The sequence below is a fragment of the Cobetia amphilecti genome (genome assembly GCF_020217465.1).
In the GTDB taxonomy this organism is placed as follows: Bacteria; Pseudomonadota; Gammaproteobacteria; order Pseudomonadales; family Halomonadaceae; genus Cobetia; species Cobetia amphilecti.
Genome location: NZ_CP084115.1, coordinates 3,112,036 through 3,131,259 on the forward strand (window position 1 = coordinate 3,112,036; position 19,224 = coordinate 3,131,259).

The window sequence follows — 19,224 nt, forward strand, 5'->3', positions numbered from 1 at the left end:
GTCGTCATATCGCCTGACGGCACTACAGCAGCGGATGGGCGATCAGCTCACGCAACAGGCCCGTCGCGAAGCTGCCGCGCGGTAGATCGAAGTGCAGCCAGACACTGGCCTCGCCACCTTCGGTTTTTGCCTGCTCTGGCGTGATATCCCACTCCAGACGCGGCTTGCCGGGCATCAGGCGCAGCGGACGACGCTCCGCCTTGACGCCGGCCTTCTCGAGCCCCTCGCACAGCTGCGGCCAACGCGTGGCCAGGACCTGCTCGAGCTGGGCGACCTGCGCATGAGCCTCCGCCCGTCCGGTGCCCCACAGCGGGCCAGTGGGATGAATATCGCCACTCGCCAGGCGCTGCGCCAGCGTCTCGGCCGACTCGCTGCCATCGGTGACGAAGCGCGAGCCCGTCCCGTTGAGCGCAAACACCTCACCGCTCAACGCCGTCGCCCAGCAATGCGCCTTGAGGCGCGCAGCCAGCACCTCGTTGAACAGGAAGCTGCGCGCGGTCGACAGCAGCATGCCGCTGCGGTCATCACGCTTGCGCCAGCCACGCACCAGCACGGCACGTGCCCGGCCGAGATTATGTCCCTGATGCCCGAAGCGCTGCGGCCCGAAATAGTTGGGCACACCATCACGTATCAGCGTCTGCCAGCGCGCCTCGAACTCGGGATGCGCGACGGCCTCACCACTGACACGCAGCGCGAAGCGGTTGCCGCGATGCACGCCACGCTTGAGCTTGCGCGGATGACGCACGCTGGCCAGCACGCGGACGCCCTTCTCGGCCAGCGCATCGCTGAGATCCTGCGGCGCTTCACGCCCCGGCAACCACACGGAGACCCACTGCTGGGTGATCGCCTGCTTGTCCTTGAGACCGGCCACGCCGATATCACGCGACGCGACCTCACACAGGCCGGCCAGTTCACGGCACAGCTCATCGGTGGTCAGGCCACGTTTCTCGACCCACAGCCACTGATGCTCGCCGTGACCTTCGGGCACGAAGTCCATCAGCTCGGTGACCCGGAAGTCCTCCGGCGTGTGACGGAAGTCGCCGGCTCCCAGCGGGCCGCCATGCGCATGCGGCCAGCGCTGCATCAACTCGGCTTCCTTGACCCACGCCTCGCTGCCCGCGGCGTCCAACGCCGTCAGCGCCTCGGCAAACAGCGCATCCGCCTCGGGCGACTCAGACATGTCATTCACTTCAGACATGCTCGGCTCCGACCGCGGTCGGCAGCGCGCCCAGCAGCACCACCGCCTCGGCGGCGATGCCTTCCTTGCGACCGGTGAAACCGAGCCGCTCGGTGGTGGTGGCCTTGACGTTGACGACCGCCAGCGGCACGCGCAGGTCTTCGGCGATCACTTCCCGCATCGCCTGGATGTGCGGCGCCATCTTCGGCGCCTGCGCCATCACGGTGAGATCGACATTGCCGACCCCGAAACCGGCGGCATTGACCAGCCCGATCACGTGGCGCAGCAGGCCACGGCTATCGGCGCCGGACCACTCGCTGTCGGTGTCCGGGAAATGCTTGCCGATATCGCCCATGCCACAGGCACCGAGCAGCGCATCGCACAGCGCATGCAGCAGCACGTCACCGTCGGAGTGCGCCACGAAGCCATGCTCGTAGGCGATCTTCACGCCACCGATCATCAGGTGATCGCCATCGCCGAAGCGATGCACATCGAAGCCGTGGCCGATGCGCAGGGCCATCGGCACATGGCCAGCCTGCGGGGAAGAGGTCGCGGATTGCGCAGAGGAAGTGGCAGCAGCGGGTGTTGCAGATTGCTCAGTCATGTCAGGCAGATGTCCGGGGGCTATCGGGAAGCGCCTCGCGCGCGGCCAGCAGCAGGCGCGCCATGGCGAGGTCTTCCGGATGGGTGATCTTGAGATTGTCGCGGGCGGCGGCGACCAGCACGGGGGCACGGCCACAGGCCTCCAGTGCCGAGGCCTCGTCCGTGATAAGCGCGGGGTTATCCCCAAGCGCTTCACGCAGCGCCCGCCGCAACAGGCCCAGCGGGAAGGCCTGCGGCGTGAAGGCATGCCACAGGCCGACGCGGGATTCGGTGTGCGCGATGCTCGGCGCGCGCTCTTTATCGCCATCGCCATCGCCATGCGGGCGGGAGTCGCCGGCCGGCGCGGCGCGCTTCATGGTGTCACTGGCGGGGGCCGCGAGGATGGCGCCATCGGCACTGCGACGAGCGGTCGCCACCAGCGCATGGATATCGGCTTCGCGAACGCAGGGGCGCGCGACATCGTGCACCAGCACGAGGTCATCGTCATGGGCGTGGCGGCTCAGGCAATCCAGGCCTGCCAGCACGCTGTCGGCACGCTCGCTGCCGCCATCGGCGCGCAGCCAGTCCTGCCACGGCACCATCGATGGCGAGAAATAGCCATCGTCGGCGCCCAGCACCAGACAGAGTCCTGCCTCGGGCAGCGCGCGCTTGAGTGTCGCCAGCGTCGCCTCCAGCACGCAGCCCCCGGGCGACAGCTCCAGATACTGCTTGGGGCGGTCGGCCTGCATGCGACTGCCCACGCCGGCGGCCGGCACCAGATACCACAGACGGGGCTCGCGCGAGGCGTCTGTCGGCATCATGGCGTGATCACCTTGGGCAGCCCGCCTTCCAGGCCCTTGCCCTCCAGCGCACCGTCAGCCACTTCATCGGGTGATGGCGCCTTGCGTTCCGGCACCGCGACATTGGGCACCCACAGGAACTGCTCGTCCTTGCGCACCATGCCGAGGTCATTGCGTGCACGCTCCTCGATGGCCGCCAGACCATTCTTGAGGTCGACCACTTCCGCACCGAGCCGCTGATTGCGGTTGTCCAGCACCGCATCTTCCTTGGAAAGCTGCTGCACGCGTGCGCGAATATCGAATAATTCGGTGATGCCATTTTCGCCCCACCACAGCCGATACTGGAGCAGTGCCAGCAGCAGCAGCAGTGAGATATTGATCCATTTGAGCATGGCGATGTCCTTGGCCGTTGCAGCGCGCATTATGCCATCATCCGGGAGCGTGACGCAGGCACTGCCAGCATCCGTTGCCACGCTTGACGCACCCCTGTCGATCAGGGCCACCTGATGACAGCGCCCTCTCACCCTTCTGCCAGGAGTCATCCGATGTACAAGCTTGCGTTCTTCGTCCCGGAGAATGACGCCGAACACGTCAAGGAAGCCGTCTTTGCCACCGGTGCAGGGCGCATCGGCGACTACGAGGCCTGCTGCTTCGAGACACGCGGCACCGGCCAGTTTCGGCCACTGGCCAGCGCCAATCCGCATATCGGGACCTGCGGCACGCTGGAGCGCGTCGCCGAACTGAAGATAGAGCTGGTATGTGACGATTCGCTCATCGCCGCTGCCGTGGCGGCGCTGCGCGACGCCCACCCCTATGAAGAAGTCGCCTTCGATTGCTGGCGACTGGAAACGTTCTGACCCCGCGCACCCCGAAGAGCGAGGCACGCGAGGTCAGCATTGGCCAGACGATCTAGCTCGCGGGCAGGAAGGTGGTGTTGAAGAAGTGCTCGCGGGTTTCCAGGTCGATCTGCTCGAGATGCAGCGGGAAATGCTCGTCACCCTCGCCGTGGCGGCGGTCCTCGAAGTAGCGGCGCAGGGTCACTTCCATGGTCGGGAAGGCCAGTGACTGCCAGGGGACCTCCTCCTCGGCGAACAGCGCCACCTCGAGGCTCTCGACGCCGGCCGAGTAGTCACTGATCAGCTCGGCCCGAAACAGCATGTAGACCTGATTGATATGCGGCAGGTCGATCAACGTATAGAGCCCCTGCAGCTTGACCTCGGCGCCGGCTTCTTCTCGCGTCTCGCGGGCAGCGGCGTCGCTGGTGGTCTCGGCGTTCTCCATGAAGCCGGCCGGCAGGGTCCAATAACCCAGGCGTGGCTCGATGGCACGCCGACAGAGCAGCACCTTGCCGTCCCGCACCGGCAGGGTGCCCGCGATGATGCGCGGATTCTGATAATGGATGGTGCCGCAGCTATCACACAGGTAGCGCAGACGATCATCGCCCTGCGGCACTGCCAGACGCACCGTTTCACCACAGTGACTGCAATAATTCATTCGCTCTCCCATGAAATCTCAAGGCGCCCTTCAGTGACATCCCGTCTCCGCTTCCTCGTTGCGCGGTGGGGCCAGCGGCATGGCAGTCGCCTTGACCGCCAGGACCCTCGCGCCACATGATGAATGCCTACGAGGAAACGACATGCTAGAAGCCCTGCGCCAACGCCTGCAAGCACATCAACCCCTTGCGACTGACCACCAGCTACCACGCGCCGCCGTCCTGATCGCGCTGATCGATCGGCCCGAACCGACGCTGCTGCTGACGCGGCGTGCCAGCCATCTCAGCCAGCACCCCGGCCAGGTGGCCTTCCCCGGCGGCAAGGCCGAACCCGATGATAGCAATCTGTTGGCCACCGCGCTGCGCGAAGCCGAGGAAGAGGTCGCGCTGCCGCCCAGCGCCGTGGAGGTCTTCGGCCAGCTGAGCGACGTGATTTCCCTGCACGGCATGCGCGTCACGCCCTTTGTCGGACGCATTCCCGCCGACCTGCCGCTGCGCGCAGACCCCGGCGAGATCGAGCAGATCTTCGAGATGCCGCTGAGCATGTTGCTCAAGGACGAGCGCGAGCATACCGATGTGATCACCGTCGGTGACGAGACCTGGTACGTGCCCAGCTATCGCGTGGCCGACCAGGTGCTGTGGGGGCTGTCCTCGATGATGCTGGTCGAACTGATGGCCATCGGCTTCGGCCATGCTGTGAGTCTCAAGGCAGCGCCACCGCCTGGTGCCCCGCTGCGCCATCTGCCGCCGCGCCCCGTGCCGCCTCGGCCCTGAAGCTCAAGATCCTGAACTCCTGAGTTACTGAGCTCCTGCACCAGACAAGGTGCGTTCCCGCCTAACGGCTCGTCATTGCCCCGACGATATTGCACCGACAATGGCACTGGACTATAACTCCTCGCCCACGATGCCACGCCACTTCCCGTTCGGAGCGCCTGATGCCCGCTGCACCTGCACCCGCCCCACTGCTGGACCCTGTCGCACTCAACCTGCTGATCGATGAACTGGTCGAGCATGGCTACAGCGTGCGCCCCGACTTCCTGCCGCGCCAGGTCATTCGTCAGCTCAATGATGAACTGACGGAGCTTGAGACGCGGCAGCAACTGACGGCGGCGGGTATCGGGCGCGGGCGCGAGCATGATCTGCGCCCGGACATCCGCGGCGACGCGATTCGCTGGCTGGACCGCAATTCGCGTGCCCAGCGCGCCTATCTGGAAGCGATGAACGTGCTCAAGGATGAGCTCAACCGTGCCCTCTATCTGGGGCTGTTCGAGTATGAGGCCCACTTTGCCCACTATCCGGTCGGCAGCTTCTACAAGAAGCATCTCGACAGCTTTCGCGGCCGCGGCAATCGCCTGATCTCCAGCGTGCTCTATCTCAATGAGGACTGGCCGCGCGATGGCGGCGGCGAGATCGTGCTCTACGACCCCGAGGATGACAGCCGCGAAATGGCACGCGTCACCCCCGAGGCCGGCACCTTCGTGTGCTTCCTCTCCGAGCAGATCCCCCATGAGGTACTACCGACGCATCAGGCGCGCGCCAGTGTCACCGGCTGGTTCCGGCGCAACAGCTCACAGGGCAATCTGGTCGATCCCGCACGCTGATTCCCGGGCGGGAAGGCCCGGCCAGACAGGTCTGGACAGCACCGCACCAGCGGCCCTCAGTCGCGCGCCAGCGGCGAATCATCGCGTGGCGGCACTTGGCGCTGCGCGTCCTGCAATGATTGCTCGTCAGTCAGGGCCTGCTCGTCGTGCAGCGCCTGCTCCTCCTTGACCTCGATCTCCTCGAGGCTGTCCATCGAGGCATCCGTGATCAGCTCCGGCATGTCAGCGACCAGCTCACGCGTGACCTCGACCAGCGGGTCATCGGCCTCGGCGTCACGCAGGTGCTCCTCGGCGGCCTCGACCAGTTCAGGCCCGACCGCAAGCTCGGTGCCCAGCGGCGTCTGCGGGGCATGGGTCTCGAAGGGTGCCAACGGCTGCGGCGCCGGACGCATCACGCGTCGCCAGACGAAGAAGAGCAGCATGCCGCCCCCCATCACCGCCAGACTCAGTGCCATGCCGGGCATCGCGCCCATCTCGGCCATCGGCAGCGATACCGCCGGCGGTGACAGGGTCGACCCCACCGCGTTGATCAACAGCAGGCCCTGACTCATGCGCACCAGGGCGCCGGCGGGCGCACGGTCGGCGGCGTGGCTGACCGCCACCGGATAGAGGGTGAAGGCGGCACCGCCGAGCAGGAACAGCACCGTCAGCTGGGCGATGCCCTCGCGCGCCGGCCCCATCAGCAAGGCGGCGAAGCCGACGATGGCGACCGACAGGATGATCAGCACCTGCTGGCGATCGTGGCTGTCAGACCAGCGGCCGATGGGGTACTGCAGCAGCATGCCGCCGAGAATCACCAGCGCCATGCGCTGACCGATCTCCGCGGTGCTCAAGGTGCCGCCATCGCCCAGCGCCAGAGGCAGCAGACTGTAGATGACCGCCACCACCAGCCCCGAGGCCAGACAACCGAACACGCCCGTCGGCGTGATGCGAATCAGGCGCCACGGACTCAAGGGCTCGGACTGTTCGATCAGCGGCGAGACGCGCGGCAGCAGCACCAGCGGCAATACCGAGGCCGCCGCCAGCATCGCCACCAGCATGAAGGCCGCCTCGAGGCTCAGCATGGCGGTCACGCCCAGCAGCAGCTGACCGAGCACCCCAGCGCCGTAGAGCACGATCATGTAGAGCGCCAGCAGACGCCCGCGCACGGCGGGGTCGGCGGCGCTCAGCAGCCAGCTCTCGATGACCAGATACACCCCGACCAGCGACCAGCCGATCATCATGCGCAGCAGGAACCACACCACCGGGTGATCGCCCAGCCCCATGGCCAGCGCCGCGACCGCCACCAGCGAGGCGAAGCCGGCATAGGCGCGGATATGACCGATGCGCAGCAGCAGGCGGTCGTTGACCAGCGCGCCGAGCCCGAGGCCCAGATAGTAGGCCGAGCTGATCAGGCCGATCGCCTCGCTCGAGACGCCGGCGGCAGACAGCCGCAACGGGACCAGCGAGGTTAGCATGGCGTTACCGATCCCCAGCAAGGCAAGGCCGAGCAGGGGCGCAAGGGACATCAACAGCAGATGACGGGGCATGACCAGATCCTCGGCCGGCCGCCAGTCAGCGATCAGCCAATGCCGCAAGGTGCGGATATCGTCGGGAGGGGGAATTTGCCCTGCGAGAATACGTCAAGGCGCGGGCAATATAGTGACAGTCCGCGCCAAATCCAAGCCTTTTTGCGTCATTTGGCGACAATATCGTCTTGGGTGTCGCTGCGCGCTGTCCTGCGCTCTATCCATGCCCTGTCCCGCGCCCTGTCCCATGCCCTGCCCCGCGCTCTTGTCAGGCGGGTTGGGGCACGCGGAAGATGACGCTGTCGTTGGCGACCTGCTCAAGCTCGAGTCCGTGCGTGCGCGCAAGCCAGGCAAAGGTCGCCGGGCTGAACAGGCACACATGCGTCGGATCACGCAGGTAGTGCCAGCGCCTGAGCGCCTCCGGATCATCCGAGGCGGGCTGCGTCATCACCCCCAGCAGGCCGCCGGGCCTGAGGCAACGCAACCACTGGCGGAAGACCTCGCCCGGCGCGTAGAGATGCTCGATCACCTCGGTGCTGACGATGAAGTCATGCTGGCGGGTGAGCGCTGACGGGTTCGGATGATAATAGAGGTCGTGCAGCGCCATCGGATGGCCCGCCTCCTCGAACATCTGCGCCAGGGCAGGCCCCGGCCCACAGCCGAAATCGAGCCCGCGGGCCCCGGCCGCGAGCCGCTCGCACATCGGCGTGAAGAGCTTGGCCAGGAAGCTTCGATAGCGCGGGTCTGCCGGGTCGTTCTCGTGCTGGTCGTAGATGTCCTGCTCTGCCCTGGCATCCAGGCGCTGGGATGGCGCCAGATACAGCAGATGACATTCCGGGCAGCGCAGGTAATCGCGCTCGTCGGCGGGCGGTCGCTGACCGGTCTCGGGGCATGGCCTGCGTCGCTGTACCAGGTGCAGTACATGCTGGCTCTGGGACGCCTCACACAGCGGGCAGACAGTATCTGAAGGCGGATAGGGAACGGGGGAATCAGGGGCTGACATCAGGGCTCCGCGGCAAGGGACACTGGCGATGAGGATCGACGTCACCACACGACTGGCGGTGACAACTCGCCGCCACGCGCGACACCACGGCGGCAGGGGTGATTCCGCAGCAGGTGAACGTATCGAAGGTGGCGACTGTCTGAGTGCTGAATGATACCCCGCGCCAGTGTCTGGCGCCTGCCACGATGGAGCCTGCAGGCACCGCCCCCCTCTGGCACAATGAGCATCATTCGAGTGCGGCACCGCGACACCTGACGATGTCACGGCGCCTGCCTTCGCGTCAGACAGGCGCGATCTTTCACGCCAGACCACCGGAACTTCACGTGTGACGATGGACAAGACTCTCAAGCGGTTCGAACAGGCCATGGAACAGCGCCTGACTCCTCTCAAGGCCAACTCCGTGGCCTGTCTGTGGCAACGACTGTCCGGGCTCAGCACCCGCCAGCTCTGGTGGCTGGCGCGCCCGTTGGCGCGTGTGGTGCAGCTGTGCAATCCCCGCGAGCGCCGGGTCACGCGCCAGAATCTGGGCCAGGCCTTCCCGCAGCTCGACAGCCAGGCGCGCGCGCGTCTGGCGAGCGACAGCCTCGCGCATTCCACCGCCACCATGCTGGAACTGGGCAAGGTGTGGCTGGGCGATGAAGACGCCGTGCGCGATTCGATTCTCGAGGTCCACGGCCGCAACCTGCTCGACGAGGCGCGCGCCGAGGGGCGCGGCGTCATCGTGCTGGCGCCACACTTCGGCAACTGGGAAGTGCTAAATTTCTGGCTCTCCAGCCACTTCCCGTTCACCGCCATGTACGAGCCGCCCAAGTTCGAACGCCTCGACCCGATCATCCGCAATGGCCGTGAGCGCATGGGTGCGAGCCTGGTGCCCACCAACTCGCGTGGCGTCGCTGCCTTGCTCAAGGCACTCAAGCGCGCCGAAGCGATCGGCATACTGCCGGATCAGGAGCCGGGCCGTGGCAGCGGCGTCTTCGCCGACTTCTATGGCCGCCCCGCCTATACCGCCACCCTGCTGCCCAAGCTGGTGGCGAGAACCGATGCCCGCGTCGTCACCGGTGTCGCCCAGCGTCTGGAAGATGGCCATGGCTTCGCCATCCACTTCCTCGCTGCGGATGAGGGAGTCTATTGCGAAGAGGAAGTCGCCTCGGCACGCGGGGTGAATTCCTCGGTGGAAGCGGCGATCGCCTTGGCGCCGGCCCAGTATCAGTGGGAATACAAGCGCTGGCGCAAGAGCCCGCAGGAAATGGAGCAACAACCGGGCTGGCAGGAAGCCCGCTTCTACGCGCGCACCTATTCCTTCTTCTCGCTCAAGGGCTGGCGCCGCTATTTCAAGCATCGCCGCAAGGCCAGCAAGCGCGGCTGAGGGCAACACTGGCGGATCAAGCCATCAGCTCCCAGACTGAATGCGCATGGCTCAATGACAGGAGGCAAGGATGCCGATCGAGACTCACACCGCTCACCTCACAAGCTCATCGCCCCGGCGCCCCTCCTTGCCCCGGGCAGTATCGACACGCCTGCCGGCAAGTCTGGCGACACGCCTGGTCGCAAGTGCCGCGGCGGCCTGTCTCGCATTGTCTCTGCCTGCCCAGGCAGAGGCAGAGACAGAGGCCGCTTCCTCGCTGTCGCTGGTGAGCGCTCAGCAAGTGCCCAGTGATGCCCCTGCGCTCAAGCTGCCTGAGGGCGCCACGCTCGAGCGGCTGGCCTCGCTCGACAGTCCACGCATGCTGCACCTCACTGATGCTGGCGAACTGCTGATCGGCTCGCGGGCCGAGCGTGTCTATCGCGCTCAGCTGACGCCGGACGGCAGCCTCCCTGCCGTGAAGACGCTGGTCGAACTGTCGGGCTACCCTCACTCGCTGGTGGTGCGTGGTGACAAGCTCTATGTCGCGACCACTGCAGCCTTGCTGGTCGCCGACTATTCACCCGGCGAGTCTCTCACCCGCGATGACTTTCGTGAGCTGATCGCCCTGCCCGGCGGCGGTGGCCATAACTCGCGCACCTTGAGTCTCGGGCCGGATGGTGGCCTCTATCTGGCGCTGGGCATCCAGGGCAATTGCTCGAATCAATACCTCGCAGGCAGCGAGCAGGGCTACTCCTTCAGTGAACGCCGCGGCGGCGTGCTGCGCCTTGAGGAATCCGGCGATGCGCCGCACTGGCAGCCCTGGGCCAGCGGGCTACGCAACCCGGTAGGCCTCGCCTGGCAGCCAGGTAGGGAAGATGAGCCGCGTCTGCTGGCTACCAACAACGGCCCCGACCACTGGGGCTATGAGCAACCCCGCGAACTGGTGGTTGCTGCCCGCGAAGGCAGCTTCCATGGCATGCCCTGGTATCAGTGGGTCGATGGCCGCTGGCAGGCGGATGACTGCATCACGAGCGATTCACCGCGTGAGCGTGACGAGATTGCGCCGCCGCTGGCCGAGATCCCCGCTCGCAGTGCACCGATGGGAATCGCGGTGGTAACGCCAGAGCATCCATTGGCGGCAGACATGGATGTCGTGGTGGCAGTCCACGGCAGCTGGGGCACGGCGCCCTCCGGCAACGCCGCGGGTGACCCGGCCAGCCGCCGTGAGCCTCGCCTGCTGGGCCTCAAGCTGGCGACGCCAGACACTGAAGCACGCCTGGTGCCAGTGCTGACCGGCCTGCAGGACAGCAGCAGCGGTCAGCGCTGGATTCGCCCGCTCGATGTTCTGTTCGGCCCTGATGGCAGCCTGTACTTCACCTCGGATAGCGGCGCGGCTGGCCTCTATCGCCTCACCTTCGATTGATGGCCTGACCTCCAGCAGAACGGGCTTTTGATAATCGAGGCCCTGGCCCTTATTCACGCGCTCTCTCCAAGCCCTCTTGTCCAAGCACTCTCTTCAGGCTCTCTTTCCAGGAGCTGCTTGGCAGAGGGCCTATGGAGAGGGCCTATAAATAGGGCCGATGAATGCAGCGCTTGCCTGCTACAGATACTGAAAACCTGCCTTGCATGCCCCGCCTGCGAATTACAGGAATGTAGTCCTGTGCCCTCGCATGCACCCAATGGCCAGCTAGGCATTGTGTGGCCATGGAGCGACACTGGGTCGACGCCAAGCGTTTATTGAACGATGACGCGCTGATAGAGCCTATCTCGCCCGTGCATCCAGCCTACGAACTCCTGCGTATGATCCAACGAATACGCCATCGTCGGAGCCTGCCGCCATGAACCAGCAGCCACCCCCAGCATCACGGACGTCCGCCAGCCGGGACTCCCTGTCGAGCACATGCACGCACCTGACGCGCGCTCCCTGGCTGAGCATCGTGATGCCGGTGCATGACGAGGCAGCCGGCATCGTGCAAACCCTGATTGCCCTGAGTCGCCTGCGCGCGGGGGGTGACTGTGAAGTGATCGTGGTGGATGGTGGCTCGACGGATGGCACCCCCTCACTGGCCCGACCGCTGTGTGATGCCGTGCTGAGCAGTGAGCCGGGCCGGGCACGCCAGATGAATGCCGGAGCCGCGCGTGCACGCGGAGAATGGCTGCTGTTTCTGCATGCCGATACCGACTTGCCCGACAATGCGCTGGCATTGCTCAAGGAGGCCATCACGACGCATCGCCGCAGCGACTGGGGCCGCTTCGATGTCAGCATCAAGGGCGAGTCGCCGTGGTTACCGATGATCGCCGCCATGATGAATCTGCGCTCGCGGCTGACCAGCATCAGCACGGGCGACCAGACCCAGTTCGTGAAGCGCTCGACCTTCGAGGCCATCGGCGGCTTTGCCGACATGCCACTGATGGAAGATATCTGGCTGAGTGCCCATCTCAAGCATCTGACCCCGCCAATGAACCTGACCGCGCGTGTCACGACCAGCGGTCGACGCTGGGAGACCCACGGCGTCTGGCGCACCATCGTCAAGATGTGGGGACTGCGGCTGGCGGCCTGGTGTGGCGTCTCCCCTGCACGCCTGGCACGCCTTTACGGCTATCGCGCCGCGGCGCAGGCCTGTGAGCAGCGCGGCATGCCACATGCGTGATGCGGTGTTGCCTACCTTGCCCACCGCTGATGCCGCGTCAGAGGTGCGCCCGACTCTCATCATCTTCGGTCGCCTGCCCATCGCCGGCCACTGCAAGACACGCCTGATCCCCGCACTCGGCCCCGAGGGCGCAGCTCGACTCTATGCGCGGATGCTGAGCCATATCGTTGACCACGCCTGCGCCGCGCGCCTCGGCAAGGTCGTGGTGATGCTGACGCCCTCTGCCGAGCCGTCGAGTCAGGCACCTGAACAGGCGGCTCTGCGGGCAGCGCTGGAAGCCCGGCTGCGAAGCGTTGTCGATGCCACTGCCGACCTCACCTTCGAGGCACAGCCGCAGGGGGAGCTCGGTGAGCGAATGTCCCGGGCCATGGCCCGACATCTGCCCGAGGGGCCGGTGTTGCTGATGGGCTCCGACCTGCCAGCGCTGGATAGCCAGCGGCTGCGCGAGGCAGCCCACAGACTGCGCACTCACGACGCGGTGCTGCAGCCCACCGACGATGGTGGCTATGGCTTGATCGGCCTCAAGGCGCCCTGCCCGCAAGCCTTCCTGCTGCCCCACTGGAGCCATGCCCATGTCTGCCGGGACACTCTGGCGCTGCTGGCCCGGGCGGGGAGAACGGCCGCTTGCCTGCCGACCAGCTGGGATGTCGATGAGCCGCGTGACCTTGCGCGACTGTCGCGCCACCTGCCGGCACTCATGGCCGACCTTGCCGCTTGAGACTTTCCATAAATAAGCCCGCTTGAGGCTCATCACAGGTTCGGCATGCCTCCCAAAGTCGTATGCATTTTTGCTCACACTGCCCTTCTTCTACGCCGCAGGGCTGTTACACTCGCTGCATCGTGACTCACATGTCACAGCTTGACGGGGTGCCGGTAAGACCGGCTGAGATGTCATGCGCAGGCAACGTCCTTGCGTGAATGACGATCCCGCCGAACCTGATCCGGCTAGTACCGGCGTAGGGATCAAGCGCGAAGCGATGCCACTCGATATCGTCACCACTTTCTCACGGTGACTGTCGGCACCTCCCCCGCTTTTCCCCTGCTCCTGTTCCGGTACTGGCCACGCTTGCGCCAGAGACCTGCCGCCCCATTACGGGTCGTCAGCACGCTCACCGAGGGATGCGTCATGCCTAGTTTCAACGACCTGACCAGTGCCTGCGCCGAGGAATGGCGTGACTATCTCGAGCACGACTTCGTTCGCCAGCTGGGCGAAGGTCGTCTGCCGGAGGAGTCCTTCCGCCATTACCTGCAGCAGGACTACCTGTTCCTGATCCACTTCGCGCGTGCCTGGGCGCTGGCCGCCTACAAGAGCCGCACCCTCGCGGAGCTGCGTCAGGCCACGGCCAGTCTCGACACCATCCTCAATACCGAGCTCGATCTGCATATCGGCTACTGCAGCGAGTGGGGCATCAGCGAGGATGACCTGAGCGAGCTGCCGGAATCCCGCGCCACCCTGGCCTATACCCGTTACGTGCTCGATTGCGGCCAGCGCGGCGACCTGCTCGATCTGCACGTGGCGCTCGCGCCCTGCCTGATCGGCTACGGCGAGATCGCCGAGTGGCTGCTCGATCAGGACACCACCGAGATCGAGAACAACCCATACGCGGACTGGATCGCGATGTACTCAAGCGATGACTTCAAGGAAGCCGTCGAAGCCGAGCGCGAATGGCTGGATGCGCGCCTCTCGGAGGTCTCGGAGCGCCGACTGGGTGAGCTGGTCGATGTCTTCCGGGACGCCACGCGACTCGAGATCGACTTCTGGCAGATGGGCCTCGATCGCGCTTGAGTCATCACAGACTGACGTCCCGGCACTCGCCATGAGCCGCTCGGGATGACGCCATCCCCATGGATGGCACGACTGACAGGCCAACAGAGCCTGGATGCGAGAATGCTCCCCGTGGCAAGCCTGACGCTTCGGGCAACACCCTCGCATTGAAATCTGCACACGCTTGACGGGGTGCCGGTGGAACCGGCTGAGATCCTGCATGCATGCTTCGCCGCCCTGACGCGCGAGCTTGCCAGCAAGGGGTCCCGTGGAACCTGAACCGGTTAGGACCGGCGTAGGAATCAAGCTGATGGCCAGCCGCTGCGCGCGGCCGCCTCGCTCCCGGGCCACCTGCTGGCAAGGAGTCGGCGACGACCATCCTCTCCCTGCGCACGGTCTTCCCATGATGACGTCAGCCGTGACGTCGCCCTTTGAGGAGACCTGCATGAGCACTGCCCCGACGACACAAGACCCGCAAGCCACCAACGCCGCCGAGTCACCGCTCGCCTCGCAGCCTGAGGCTGCCCCCAAGGCACGCGCGCGCGCCGGTCGCAAGGATGGCAGCCGCCATCTCGCCAGCGAAGCACGAGTCGACGCCGCCGCCATCGCGCCGCTGAGCGGCTCGCGCAAGATCTATATCGAAGGCTCCCGTCCGGACATCCGCGTGCCCATGCGCGAGATCGGCTGCTCGCCGACCCAGACCTCCAGCGGCCTGGAAGAGAACCCGCCGATCGTCGTCTACGATACCTCCGGCCCCTACACCGATCCGGCGGTCGAGATCGACATCCGCCGGGGCCTGGCGCCGCTGCGCGAGAAGTGGATCGAGGAACGCGGTGATACCGAACAGCTCAATCAGCTGAGCAGTGAATATGGTCGCGTGCGCCAGGCTGACCTGCGCCTGTCGTCCCTGCGCTTCGAGCTGGACCACCGCCCGCGTCGTGCCCTGCCGGGCAAGAATGTCACCCAGCTGCACTACGCGCGCCAGGGCATCATCACCCCGGAGATGGAATACATCGCGATTCGCGAGAATCAGCGTCGTATCGCGCTGCGTGAGGAATATCAGGGCAGCGAATCCGTCGAGAGCATTCTGGGCCACCAGCACCCGGGCCACAGCTTCGGCGCCAACCTGCCCGACGAGATCACCGCCGAATTCGTGCGTGAGGAAGTCGCATGCGGCCGCGCCATCATTCCCGCCAACATCAATCACCCGGAAAGCGAGCCGATGATCATCGGCCGCAACTTCCTGGTGAAGGTCAACGGCAACCTGGGCAACTCGGCGGTCACCTCCTCCATCGAGGAAGAGGTCGACAAAATGACCTGGGCGATCCGCTGGGGTTCCGACACCGTGATGGACCTCTCGACCGGCGCCAACATCCACGAGACCCGTGAATGGATTCTGCGCAACTCTCCCGTGCCCATCGGCACGGTGCCGATCTATCAGGCGCTGGAGAAGGTCGATGGCGTGGCCGAGAACCTCGATTGGGAGATCTTCCGCGACACGCTGATCGAGCAGGCCGAGCAAGGCGTCGACTATTTCACCATCCACGCCGGCGTCCTGCTGCGCTATGTGCCGCTGACCGCCAGCCGCGTGACCGGCATCGTCTCGCGCGGCGGCTCGATCATGGCCAAGTGGTGTCTGGCACATCACGAGGAAAGCTTCCTCTATCGTCACTTCGAGGACATCTGCGAGATCTGCAAGGCCTACGACATCAGCCTGTCACTGGGCGATGGCCTGCGCCCGGGCTCGGTGGCCGATGCCAATGACGCCGCCCAGTTCGGTGAGCTCGAGACGCTTGGCGAGCTGACCAAGATCGCCTGGCAGCACGATGTCCAGGTCATGATCGAGGGCCCGGGTCACGTGCCGATGCACCTGATCAAGGAGAACATGGACAAGCAGCTCAGCGAGTGTGACGAGGCGCCCTTCTACACCCTCGGCCCGCTGACCACCGACATCGCCCCGGGCTACGACCACATCACCTCCGGCATTGGTGCCGCGATGATCGGCTGGTTCGGCTGCGCCATGCTCTGCTACGTGACCCCCAAGGAGCACCTGGGCTTGCCCAACAAGGACGACGTCAAGACCGGCATCATCACCTACAAGATCGCCGCGCATGCCGCCGATCTGGCCAAGGGCCACCCGGGCGCGCAACGCCGTGACAATGCGCTCTCCAAGGCACGCTTCGAGTTCCGCTGGGAAGACCAGTTCAATCTGGGCCTGGACCCGGACACCGCGCGCAGCTTCCACGACGAGACGCTGCCCAAGGACTCGGCCAAGGTCGCCCACTTCTGCTCCATGTGCGGGCCGAAGTTCTGCTCGATGAAGATCACCCAGGAAGTGCGCGATTACGCCAATGAGCATGGTCTGACCGGCGATGCCGACAGCGTGATGGCCGGCATGCAGGAGCAGGCCGACAAGTTCAAGCGTGAAGGCAGCCAGCTCTATCAGGAGGTCTAGCCAAGTGCCTGACGCACAGGAAGGCTGACATTCCGAGCGACACAAAAAACGCCCCGACCAGTGATGGTCGGGGCGTTTTCGTCACATCCTGCCACACGCTCATGACATCTCATGAGCGTGACAGAAGGCTCACGTGCGGCTGGTGACTTCCAGCAGGTGATAACCGAACTGGGTCTTCACCGGGCCCTGCACGGTGTTGATCGGGGCGCTGAACACGACTTCGTCGAATTCCTTGACCATCATGCCCGGGCCGAAGGCACCCAGGTCGCCGCCACTGCGGCCGGACGGGCAGGAGGAGTGCTCGCGAGCGGCATCAGCGAAATCGCGGCCGTTCTCGATTTCGGTCTTGAGAGCTGCACACTGTTCTTCGCTGGAAACGAGAATATGACGCGCTGTGGCCTGTGCCATGTCTATCACCTGTCACTGATCGAATAAATGCCGCCGGCAATCACCGGCGGCGTGGCAGGTCATTGTGGCCCAAGGCAGCGCTCGCCGCTAGCGTCGCGCGCCTCCCCACCTGCTCAGCGATATCCCAGACACGCGAACGCCCACCCGGAAGACCGGATGGGCGTTGGGGACGCTCGCCTGAGAGCGTCGGCAGCAGTCGCTTACTTGGCGACTTTCTGCATGGCCTCGGAGGCGGACTTGGCGTTGCTTTCTGCCAGTTCCTGACCTTTCTTGGCGTATTCCTGGTTCAGCTCGACCACTTTCTGGGTGTCGTTCTGCAGCTTCTCGCCCAGAGTCTTGACGGTTTCCTGCTGCTCCTTGACGAAGTTCTTCAGACCTTCGCTGTCCTTGATCTCGAGCATGGAACGCGCCTGGGTCAGGGAAGCATCAGCATAGGACTTGGTCAGTTCCATCTGTGCGCCGATCAGCTTCTCGCTGTAATCGATGCTCAGGGCGCTGAACGCACGCAGCGGAGACAGGAACATATCGTCGAACTGCTGAGCGGACTTCTCGAAGTTGGCATTGAACATGTAGGCACCCTCCAGGGTATTGGCATCACGCTGAAATGAACCGGAGCGTTGCTCCGTTCGGTTATCAGGACTGAACCGGGCTGGTGCACCGTAGTGACCGAGCCATCATTATCAAGCCGTCACTATCGAGCCGTCGCGGTCAGATAGTGCTATCGACCAGGTTCCATCCTCGCTGCAACGCAGCATAAGACAGTCTTTGTTGCACTGCAACATCAAAAACATCGCAACGACTGATCTGTACGCCCTGGTTGATGCAGTGGCTTGATTGCACTGGAGAAAAACAATCAGAAGTTGAAAAGAAAATTGACGCCTTGGGGCCCCGTCATGCCACACACCACGCCCTGGAACGCCAGACTGGGCCAAAGTGCTGGGCCATAGGGCTGGGAGGATAAAGGGCTAGGACAGAGGGCTGAGGCAGAAGCCCGAAGCTGAAAGCCTGAACTTGAGGATAGCGCCGTGCTGCTGCCTCACTGGCATGAGGCGTCGCGACAGCGTTTGCAGAGCAGGCGCCCGCCCAGCGCGCGTGCCTGATCTGCCTGGCGACAGAAGTCGACACTCTGGGTGGAAAGCCATCGCCGACAGCCCTGACAGCGCGGCAAGCCTTCCTCATCCTGCGACTGGGCGGAAGACGCGCCTTGCTGATTGTCGGCCGCAGCACCCGGCTGCTCGCCTGCCGCCTGCGGGCTAGCGGGGCCTTCTCGGCCATCCTGATCCAGAGCCTGGTGCCCGGGCTGCCAATGCGCGGCCTGCAGCCCTCGGCCCCCAAAACCGCACTGCCGTTTCAGGGCAGCCGTAGATGTCACGCCACGCTGGACCGCCAGCGTCGTGTCATCCGACGCCCCTTCCATGTCATCGGACTCTGCCGCCATGGCAGCGCTATCGCCTGAGGCCCGCGCCAGTTCTTCAGGCGATAGCGGCGGTTGCCATAGATAGGCCAGCGGGGATACCTGAGTGGCAGCGTCGCCATCCGTCGCGCGCGTGCCAGCGGCCAGGCCCAGCTCCGCCACCCAATCCGTGTTGGGGGCCACATGCTGGGTGGCGATGGCGCGCCCCAGCTGGCGCAGGCGGCGCTGATCGAGGCGGTGGGTAAAACTGCGCAGCCGTGTCACGTAAGCGGTCTTGCCGCTCACCTGCAGGCACTGACGCTTGAGGCGCGCGAAGGACAGCAGCGCACGACTGTCCACGATATCTTCCGGCGGCCGGCTGACCTGAGCCGCATCGGCCACCACGATGCGATAGCGCAATTGCGGCTGCAGGGTCATCCCCAGGCGCACAGGCAACAACGAGGAGGCCTCCAGCCATTGCACGATGGCGCGGCTACGCTCAGGGATCGCCTGCAAGGGACACGGCGTCACGGCATGCGCCATGACGCCATCTTCGCCTGAGGGTGTCTCGCCGCCCTGCGCGACTCGTCCGCTATGGGCCAACAGCTCACCGAAGGGGGTGATCGAGAGCGTCAGATCAAAACAGGAGGCATCCAGCACCCAGACCTGCATGAGGCTGTTGATCAGCAGGTGATCGATCTCGATCACGCCCTCTGCCTGCGCCAGCCGCACATCATGCAGCACGACCCAATCATCCCGCGTCCCCAACAAGGCATCCAGCTGGCTTGCCAGCGCACGGCGACGCGCCTGACGGGCACGTATCGCACGCAGGGCCTCCAGCACCTTGTGGCGCTCGGGCGCGGCAAGCGCAGCATCCTGCGCCAGCACCTCGAGCACCAGCAGGTCGTATTCCCGTGAATCGCAGTCCTTGATCAGCATGGGCGCCTCTGGATTAGAGCATTCATATATAACTCAGTGTAGTGCTCTATTCGCAATCTTTCTTGCCTCTGACTCCGCGGGAGAATCCGCCAGCGGATAGCGGAT

At 65.1% G+C, this 19,224-nt stretch carries 19 protein-coding genes and 2 riboswitches; of the genes, 9 read left to right on the forward strand and 10 right to left on the reverse strand.

The genetic code is table 11. The annotated features are described in order from the left end of the window. Positions 1-22 precede the first annotated feature (22 nt). The 4 genes from truD to ftsB all read right to left on the reverse strand — a co-directional run bounded on the left by truD (position 23) and on the right by ftsB (position 2,981). Positions 23-1,198, reverse strand: coding sequence for a tRNA pseudouridine(13) synthase TruD (gene truD, locus LCW13_RS13090; RefSeq protein ID WP_318527663.1), 1,176 nt, complete (start codon positions 1,196-1,198; stop codon positions 23-25). Continuing rightward, the gene (gene ispF / locus LCW13_RS13095) at positions 1,191-1,691 is read right to left on the reverse strand and encodes a 2-C-methyl-D-erythritol 2,4-cyclodiphosphate synthase (RefSeq protein ID WP_276315245.1); all 501 of its coding nucleotides are present in this window, start codon (positions 1,689-1,691) and stop codon (positions 1,191-1,193) included. Before ispF ends, truD begins: the two co-directional genes overlap by 8 nt. A 91-nt stretch (positions 1,692-1,782) precedes the next feature. Then, positions 1,783-2,580 carry an IspD/TarI family cytidylyltransferase gene (locus LCW13_RS13100; RefSeq protein WP_225347114.1) on the reverse strand — a complete coding sequence of 266 codons (798 nt, stop codon included), beginning with the start codon at positions 2,578-2,580 and terminating at the stop codon, positions 1,783-1,785. Further along, positions 2,577-2,981 (reverse strand): cell division protein FtsB, encoded by a 405-nt coding sequence (ftsB, locus tag LCW13_RS13105; RefSeq protein ID WP_225347115.1) that lies wholly within the window; start codon positions 2,979-2,981, stop codon positions 2,577-2,579. Before ftsB ends, LCW13_RS13100 begins: the two co-directional genes overlap by 4 nt. A 123-nt stretch (positions 2,982-3,104) precedes the next feature. Between ftsB and LCW13_RS13110 the strand changes: the two genes are divergently transcribed. After that, a complete protein-coding gene (locus LCW13_RS13110) occupies positions 3,105-3,416 on the forward strand; it encodes an NGG1p interacting factor NIF3 (RefSeq protein WP_166018843.1) in 312 nt (103 codons plus the stop codon). A gap of 52 nt (positions 3,417-3,468) precedes the next feature. Here the strand turns inward: LCW13_RS13110 and LCW13_RS13115 are convergent, their stop codons facing one another. Continuing rightward, positions 3,469-4,053: an NUDIX hydrolase gene (locus tag LCW13_RS13115; protein ID WP_054555560.1), complete on the reverse strand. Its 585-nt coding sequence runs from the start codon at positions 4,051-4,053 to the stop codon at positions 3,469-3,471. 142 nt (positions 4,054-4,195) lie between these two features. Between LCW13_RS13115 and LCW13_RS13120 the strand changes: the two genes are divergently transcribed. Continuing rightward, positions 4,196-4,825 (forward strand): CoA pyrophosphatase, encoded by a 630-nt coding sequence (locus tag LCW13_RS13120; protein WP_054555561.1) that lies wholly within the window; start codon positions 4,196-4,198, stop codon positions 4,823-4,825. Between the two features lie 161 nt (positions 4,826-4,986). Then, positions 4,987-5,652, forward strand: coding sequence for a 2OG-Fe(II) oxygenase (locus LCW13_RS13125; RefSeq protein ID WP_225347116.1), 666 nt, complete (start codon positions 4,987-4,989; stop codon positions 5,650-5,652). 56 nt (positions 5,653-5,708) lie between these two features. Here LCW13_RS13125 and LCW13_RS13130 read toward each other — a convergent pair whose 3' ends face one another. Together LCW13_RS13130 and LCW13_RS13135 are read right to left on the reverse strand one after the other, a co-directional pair. After that, positions 5,709-7,181, reverse strand: coding sequence for an MFS transporter (locus LCW13_RS13130; RefSeq protein WP_225347117.1), 1,473 nt, complete (start codon positions 7,179-7,181; stop codon positions 5,709-5,711). Positions 7,182-7,428: 247 nt separating this feature from the next. Beyond that, on the reverse strand, positions 7,429-8,163 hold the full coding sequence (locus tag LCW13_RS13135; protein ID WP_225347118.1) for a class I SAM-dependent methyltransferase: 735 nt from the start codon (positions 8,161-8,163) through the stop codon (positions 7,429-7,431). 331 nt (positions 8,164-8,494) lie between these two features. On the opposite strand from LCW13_RS13135, the gene LCW13_RS13140 reads away from it, so the two are divergent. From LCW13_RS13140 to thiC, 6 genes are all read left to right on the forward strand, one after another. Then, a complete protein-coding gene (locus tag LCW13_RS13140) occupies positions 8,495-9,529 on the forward strand; it encodes a lysophospholipid acyltransferase family protein (RefSeq protein WP_225347119.1) in 1,035 nt (344 codons plus the stop codon). Positions 9,530-9,599: 70 nt separating this feature from the next. Further along, entirely contained in the window at positions 9,600-10,931 is a 1,332-nt protein-coding gene (locus tag LCW13_RS13145; protein ID WP_225347120.1) for a PQQ-dependent sugar dehydrogenase, read from the forward strand. 517 nt (positions 10,932-11,448) lie between these two features. Further along, on the forward strand, positions 11,449-12,159 hold the full coding sequence (locus tag LCW13_RS13150; protein WP_225347121.1) for a TIGR04283 family arsenosugar biosynthesis glycosyltransferase: 711 nt from the start codon (positions 11,449-11,451) through the stop codon (positions 12,157-12,159). Then, positions 12,152-12,877 carry a TIGR04282 family arsenosugar biosynthesis glycosyltransferase gene (locus LCW13_RS13155; protein ID WP_225347122.1) on the forward strand — a complete coding sequence of 242 codons (726 nt, stop codon included), beginning with the start codon at positions 12,152-12,154 and terminating at the stop codon, positions 12,875-12,877. The genes LCW13_RS13150 and LCW13_RS13155 overlap by 8 nt, the downstream gene beginning before the upstream one ends. A gap of 135 nt (positions 12,878-13,012) precedes the next feature. Then, a riboswitch (TPP riboswitch) is annotated at positions 13,013-13,139 on the forward strand. Positions 13,140-13,285: 146 nt separating this feature from the next. Further along, positions 13,286-13,945, forward strand: coding sequence for a thiaminase II (gene tenA, locus LCW13_RS13160; protein ID WP_043331406.1), 660 nt, complete (start codon positions 13,286-13,288; stop codon positions 13,943-13,945). Positions 13,946-14,102: 157 nt separating this feature from the next. After that, positions 14,103-14,243: riboswitch (TPP riboswitch) on the forward strand. Between the two features lie 126 nt (positions 14,244-14,369). After that, entirely contained in the window at positions 14,370-16,379 is a 2,010-nt protein-coding gene (thiC, locus tag LCW13_RS13165) for a phosphomethylpyrimidine synthase ThiC (protein ID WP_225347123.1), read from the forward strand. Positions 16,380-16,508: 129 nt separating this feature from the next. On the opposite strand, the gene LCW13_RS13170 is transcribed toward thiC, so the two are convergent. The 3 genes from LCW13_RS13170 to LCW13_RS13180 all read right to left on the reverse strand — a co-directional run bounded on the left by LCW13_RS13170 (position 16,509) and on the right by LCW13_RS13180 (position 19,119). Next, entirely contained in the window at positions 16,509-16,787 is a 279-nt protein-coding gene (locus tag LCW13_RS13170; protein WP_043331408.1) for a peptidylprolyl isomerase, read from the reverse strand. A gap of 200 nt (positions 16,788-16,987) precedes the next feature. Next, positions 16,988-17,356 (reverse strand): phasin family protein, encoded by a 369-nt coding sequence (locus LCW13_RS13175; protein WP_043331409.1) that lies wholly within the window; start codon positions 17,354-17,356, stop codon positions 16,988-16,990. A gap of 467 nt (positions 17,357-17,823) precedes the next feature. After that, entirely contained in the window at positions 17,824-19,119 is a 1,296-nt protein-coding gene (locus LCW13_RS13180) for a nuclease-related domain-containing protein (RefSeq protein WP_225347124.1), read from the reverse strand. Between the last annotated feature and the right edge of the window lie 105 nt (positions 19,120-19,224).

Excerpts from the sequence above, each read along its gene's own strand:
- truD (WP_318527663.1), bottom strand. The coding sequence starts at position 1,198 with ATGTCTGAAGTGAATGACATGTCTGAGTCGCCCGAGGCGGATGCGCTG.
- LCW13_RS13100 (WP_225347114.1), bottom strand. The coding sequence starts at position 2,580 with ATGATGCCGACAGACGCCTCGCGCGAGCCCCGTCTGTGGTATCTGGTG.
- ftsB (WP_225347115.1), bottom strand. The coding sequence starts at position 2,981 with ATGCGCGCTGCAACGGCCAAGGACATCGCCATGCTCAAATGGATCAAT.
- LCW13_RS13110 (WP_166018843.1), top strand. The coding sequence starts at position 3,105 with ATGTACAAGCTTGCGTTCTTCGTCCCGGAGAATGACGCCGAACACGTC.
- LCW13_RS13115 (WP_054555560.1), bottom strand. The coding sequence starts at position 4,053 with ATGAATTATTGCAGTCACTGTGGTGAAACGGTGCGTCTGGCAGTGCCG.
- LCW13_RS13120 (WP_054555561.1), top strand. The coding sequence starts at position 4,196 with ATGCTAGAAGCCCTGCGCCAACGCCTGCAAGCACATCAACCCCTTGCG.
- LCW13_RS13125 (WP_225347116.1), top strand. The coding sequence starts at position 4,987 with ATGCCCGCTGCACCTGCACCCGCCCCACTGCTGGACCCTGTCGCACTC.
- LCW13_RS13130 (WP_225347117.1), bottom strand. The coding sequence starts at position 7,181 with ATGCCCCGTCATCTGCTGTTGATGTCCCTTGCGCCCCTGCTCGGCCTT.
- LCW13_RS13135 (WP_225347118.1), bottom strand. The coding sequence starts at position 8,163 with ATGTCAGCCCCTGATTCCCCCGTTCCCTATCCGCCTTCAGATACTGTC.
- LCW13_RS13140 (WP_225347119.1), top strand. The coding sequence starts at position 8,495 with ATGGACAAGACTCTCAAGCGGTTCGAACAGGCCATGGAACAGCGCCTG.
- LCW13_RS13145 (WP_225347120.1), top strand. The coding sequence starts at position 9,600 with ATGCCGATCGAGACTCACACCGCTCACCTCACAAGCTCATCGCCCCGG.
- LCW13_RS13150 (WP_225347121.1), top strand. The coding sequence starts at position 11,449 with ATGCCGGTGCATGACGAGGCAGCCGGCATCGTGCAAACCCTGATTGCC.
- LCW13_RS13155 (WP_225347122.1), top strand. The coding sequence starts at position 12,152 with ATGCGTGATGCGGTGTTGCCTACCTTGCCCACCGCTGATGCCGCGTCA.
- tenA (WP_043331406.1), top strand. The coding sequence starts at position 13,286 with ATGCCTAGTTTCAACGACCTGACCAGTGCCTGCGCCGAGGAATGGCGT.
- thiC (WP_225347123.1), top strand. The coding sequence starts at position 14,370 with ATGAGCACTGCCCCGACGACACAAGACCCGCAAGCCACCAACGCCGCC.
- LCW13_RS13170 (WP_043331408.1), bottom strand. The coding sequence starts at position 16,787 with ATGGCACAGGCCACAGCGCGTCATATTCTCGTTTCCAGCGAAGAACAG.
- LCW13_RS13175 (WP_043331409.1), bottom strand. The coding sequence starts at position 17,356 with ATGTTCAATGCCAACTTCGAGAAGTCCGCTCAGCAGTTCGACGATATG.
- LCW13_RS13180 (WP_225347124.1), bottom strand. The coding sequence starts at position 19,119 with ATGCTGATCAAGGACTGCGATTCACGGGAATACGACCTGCTGGTGCTC.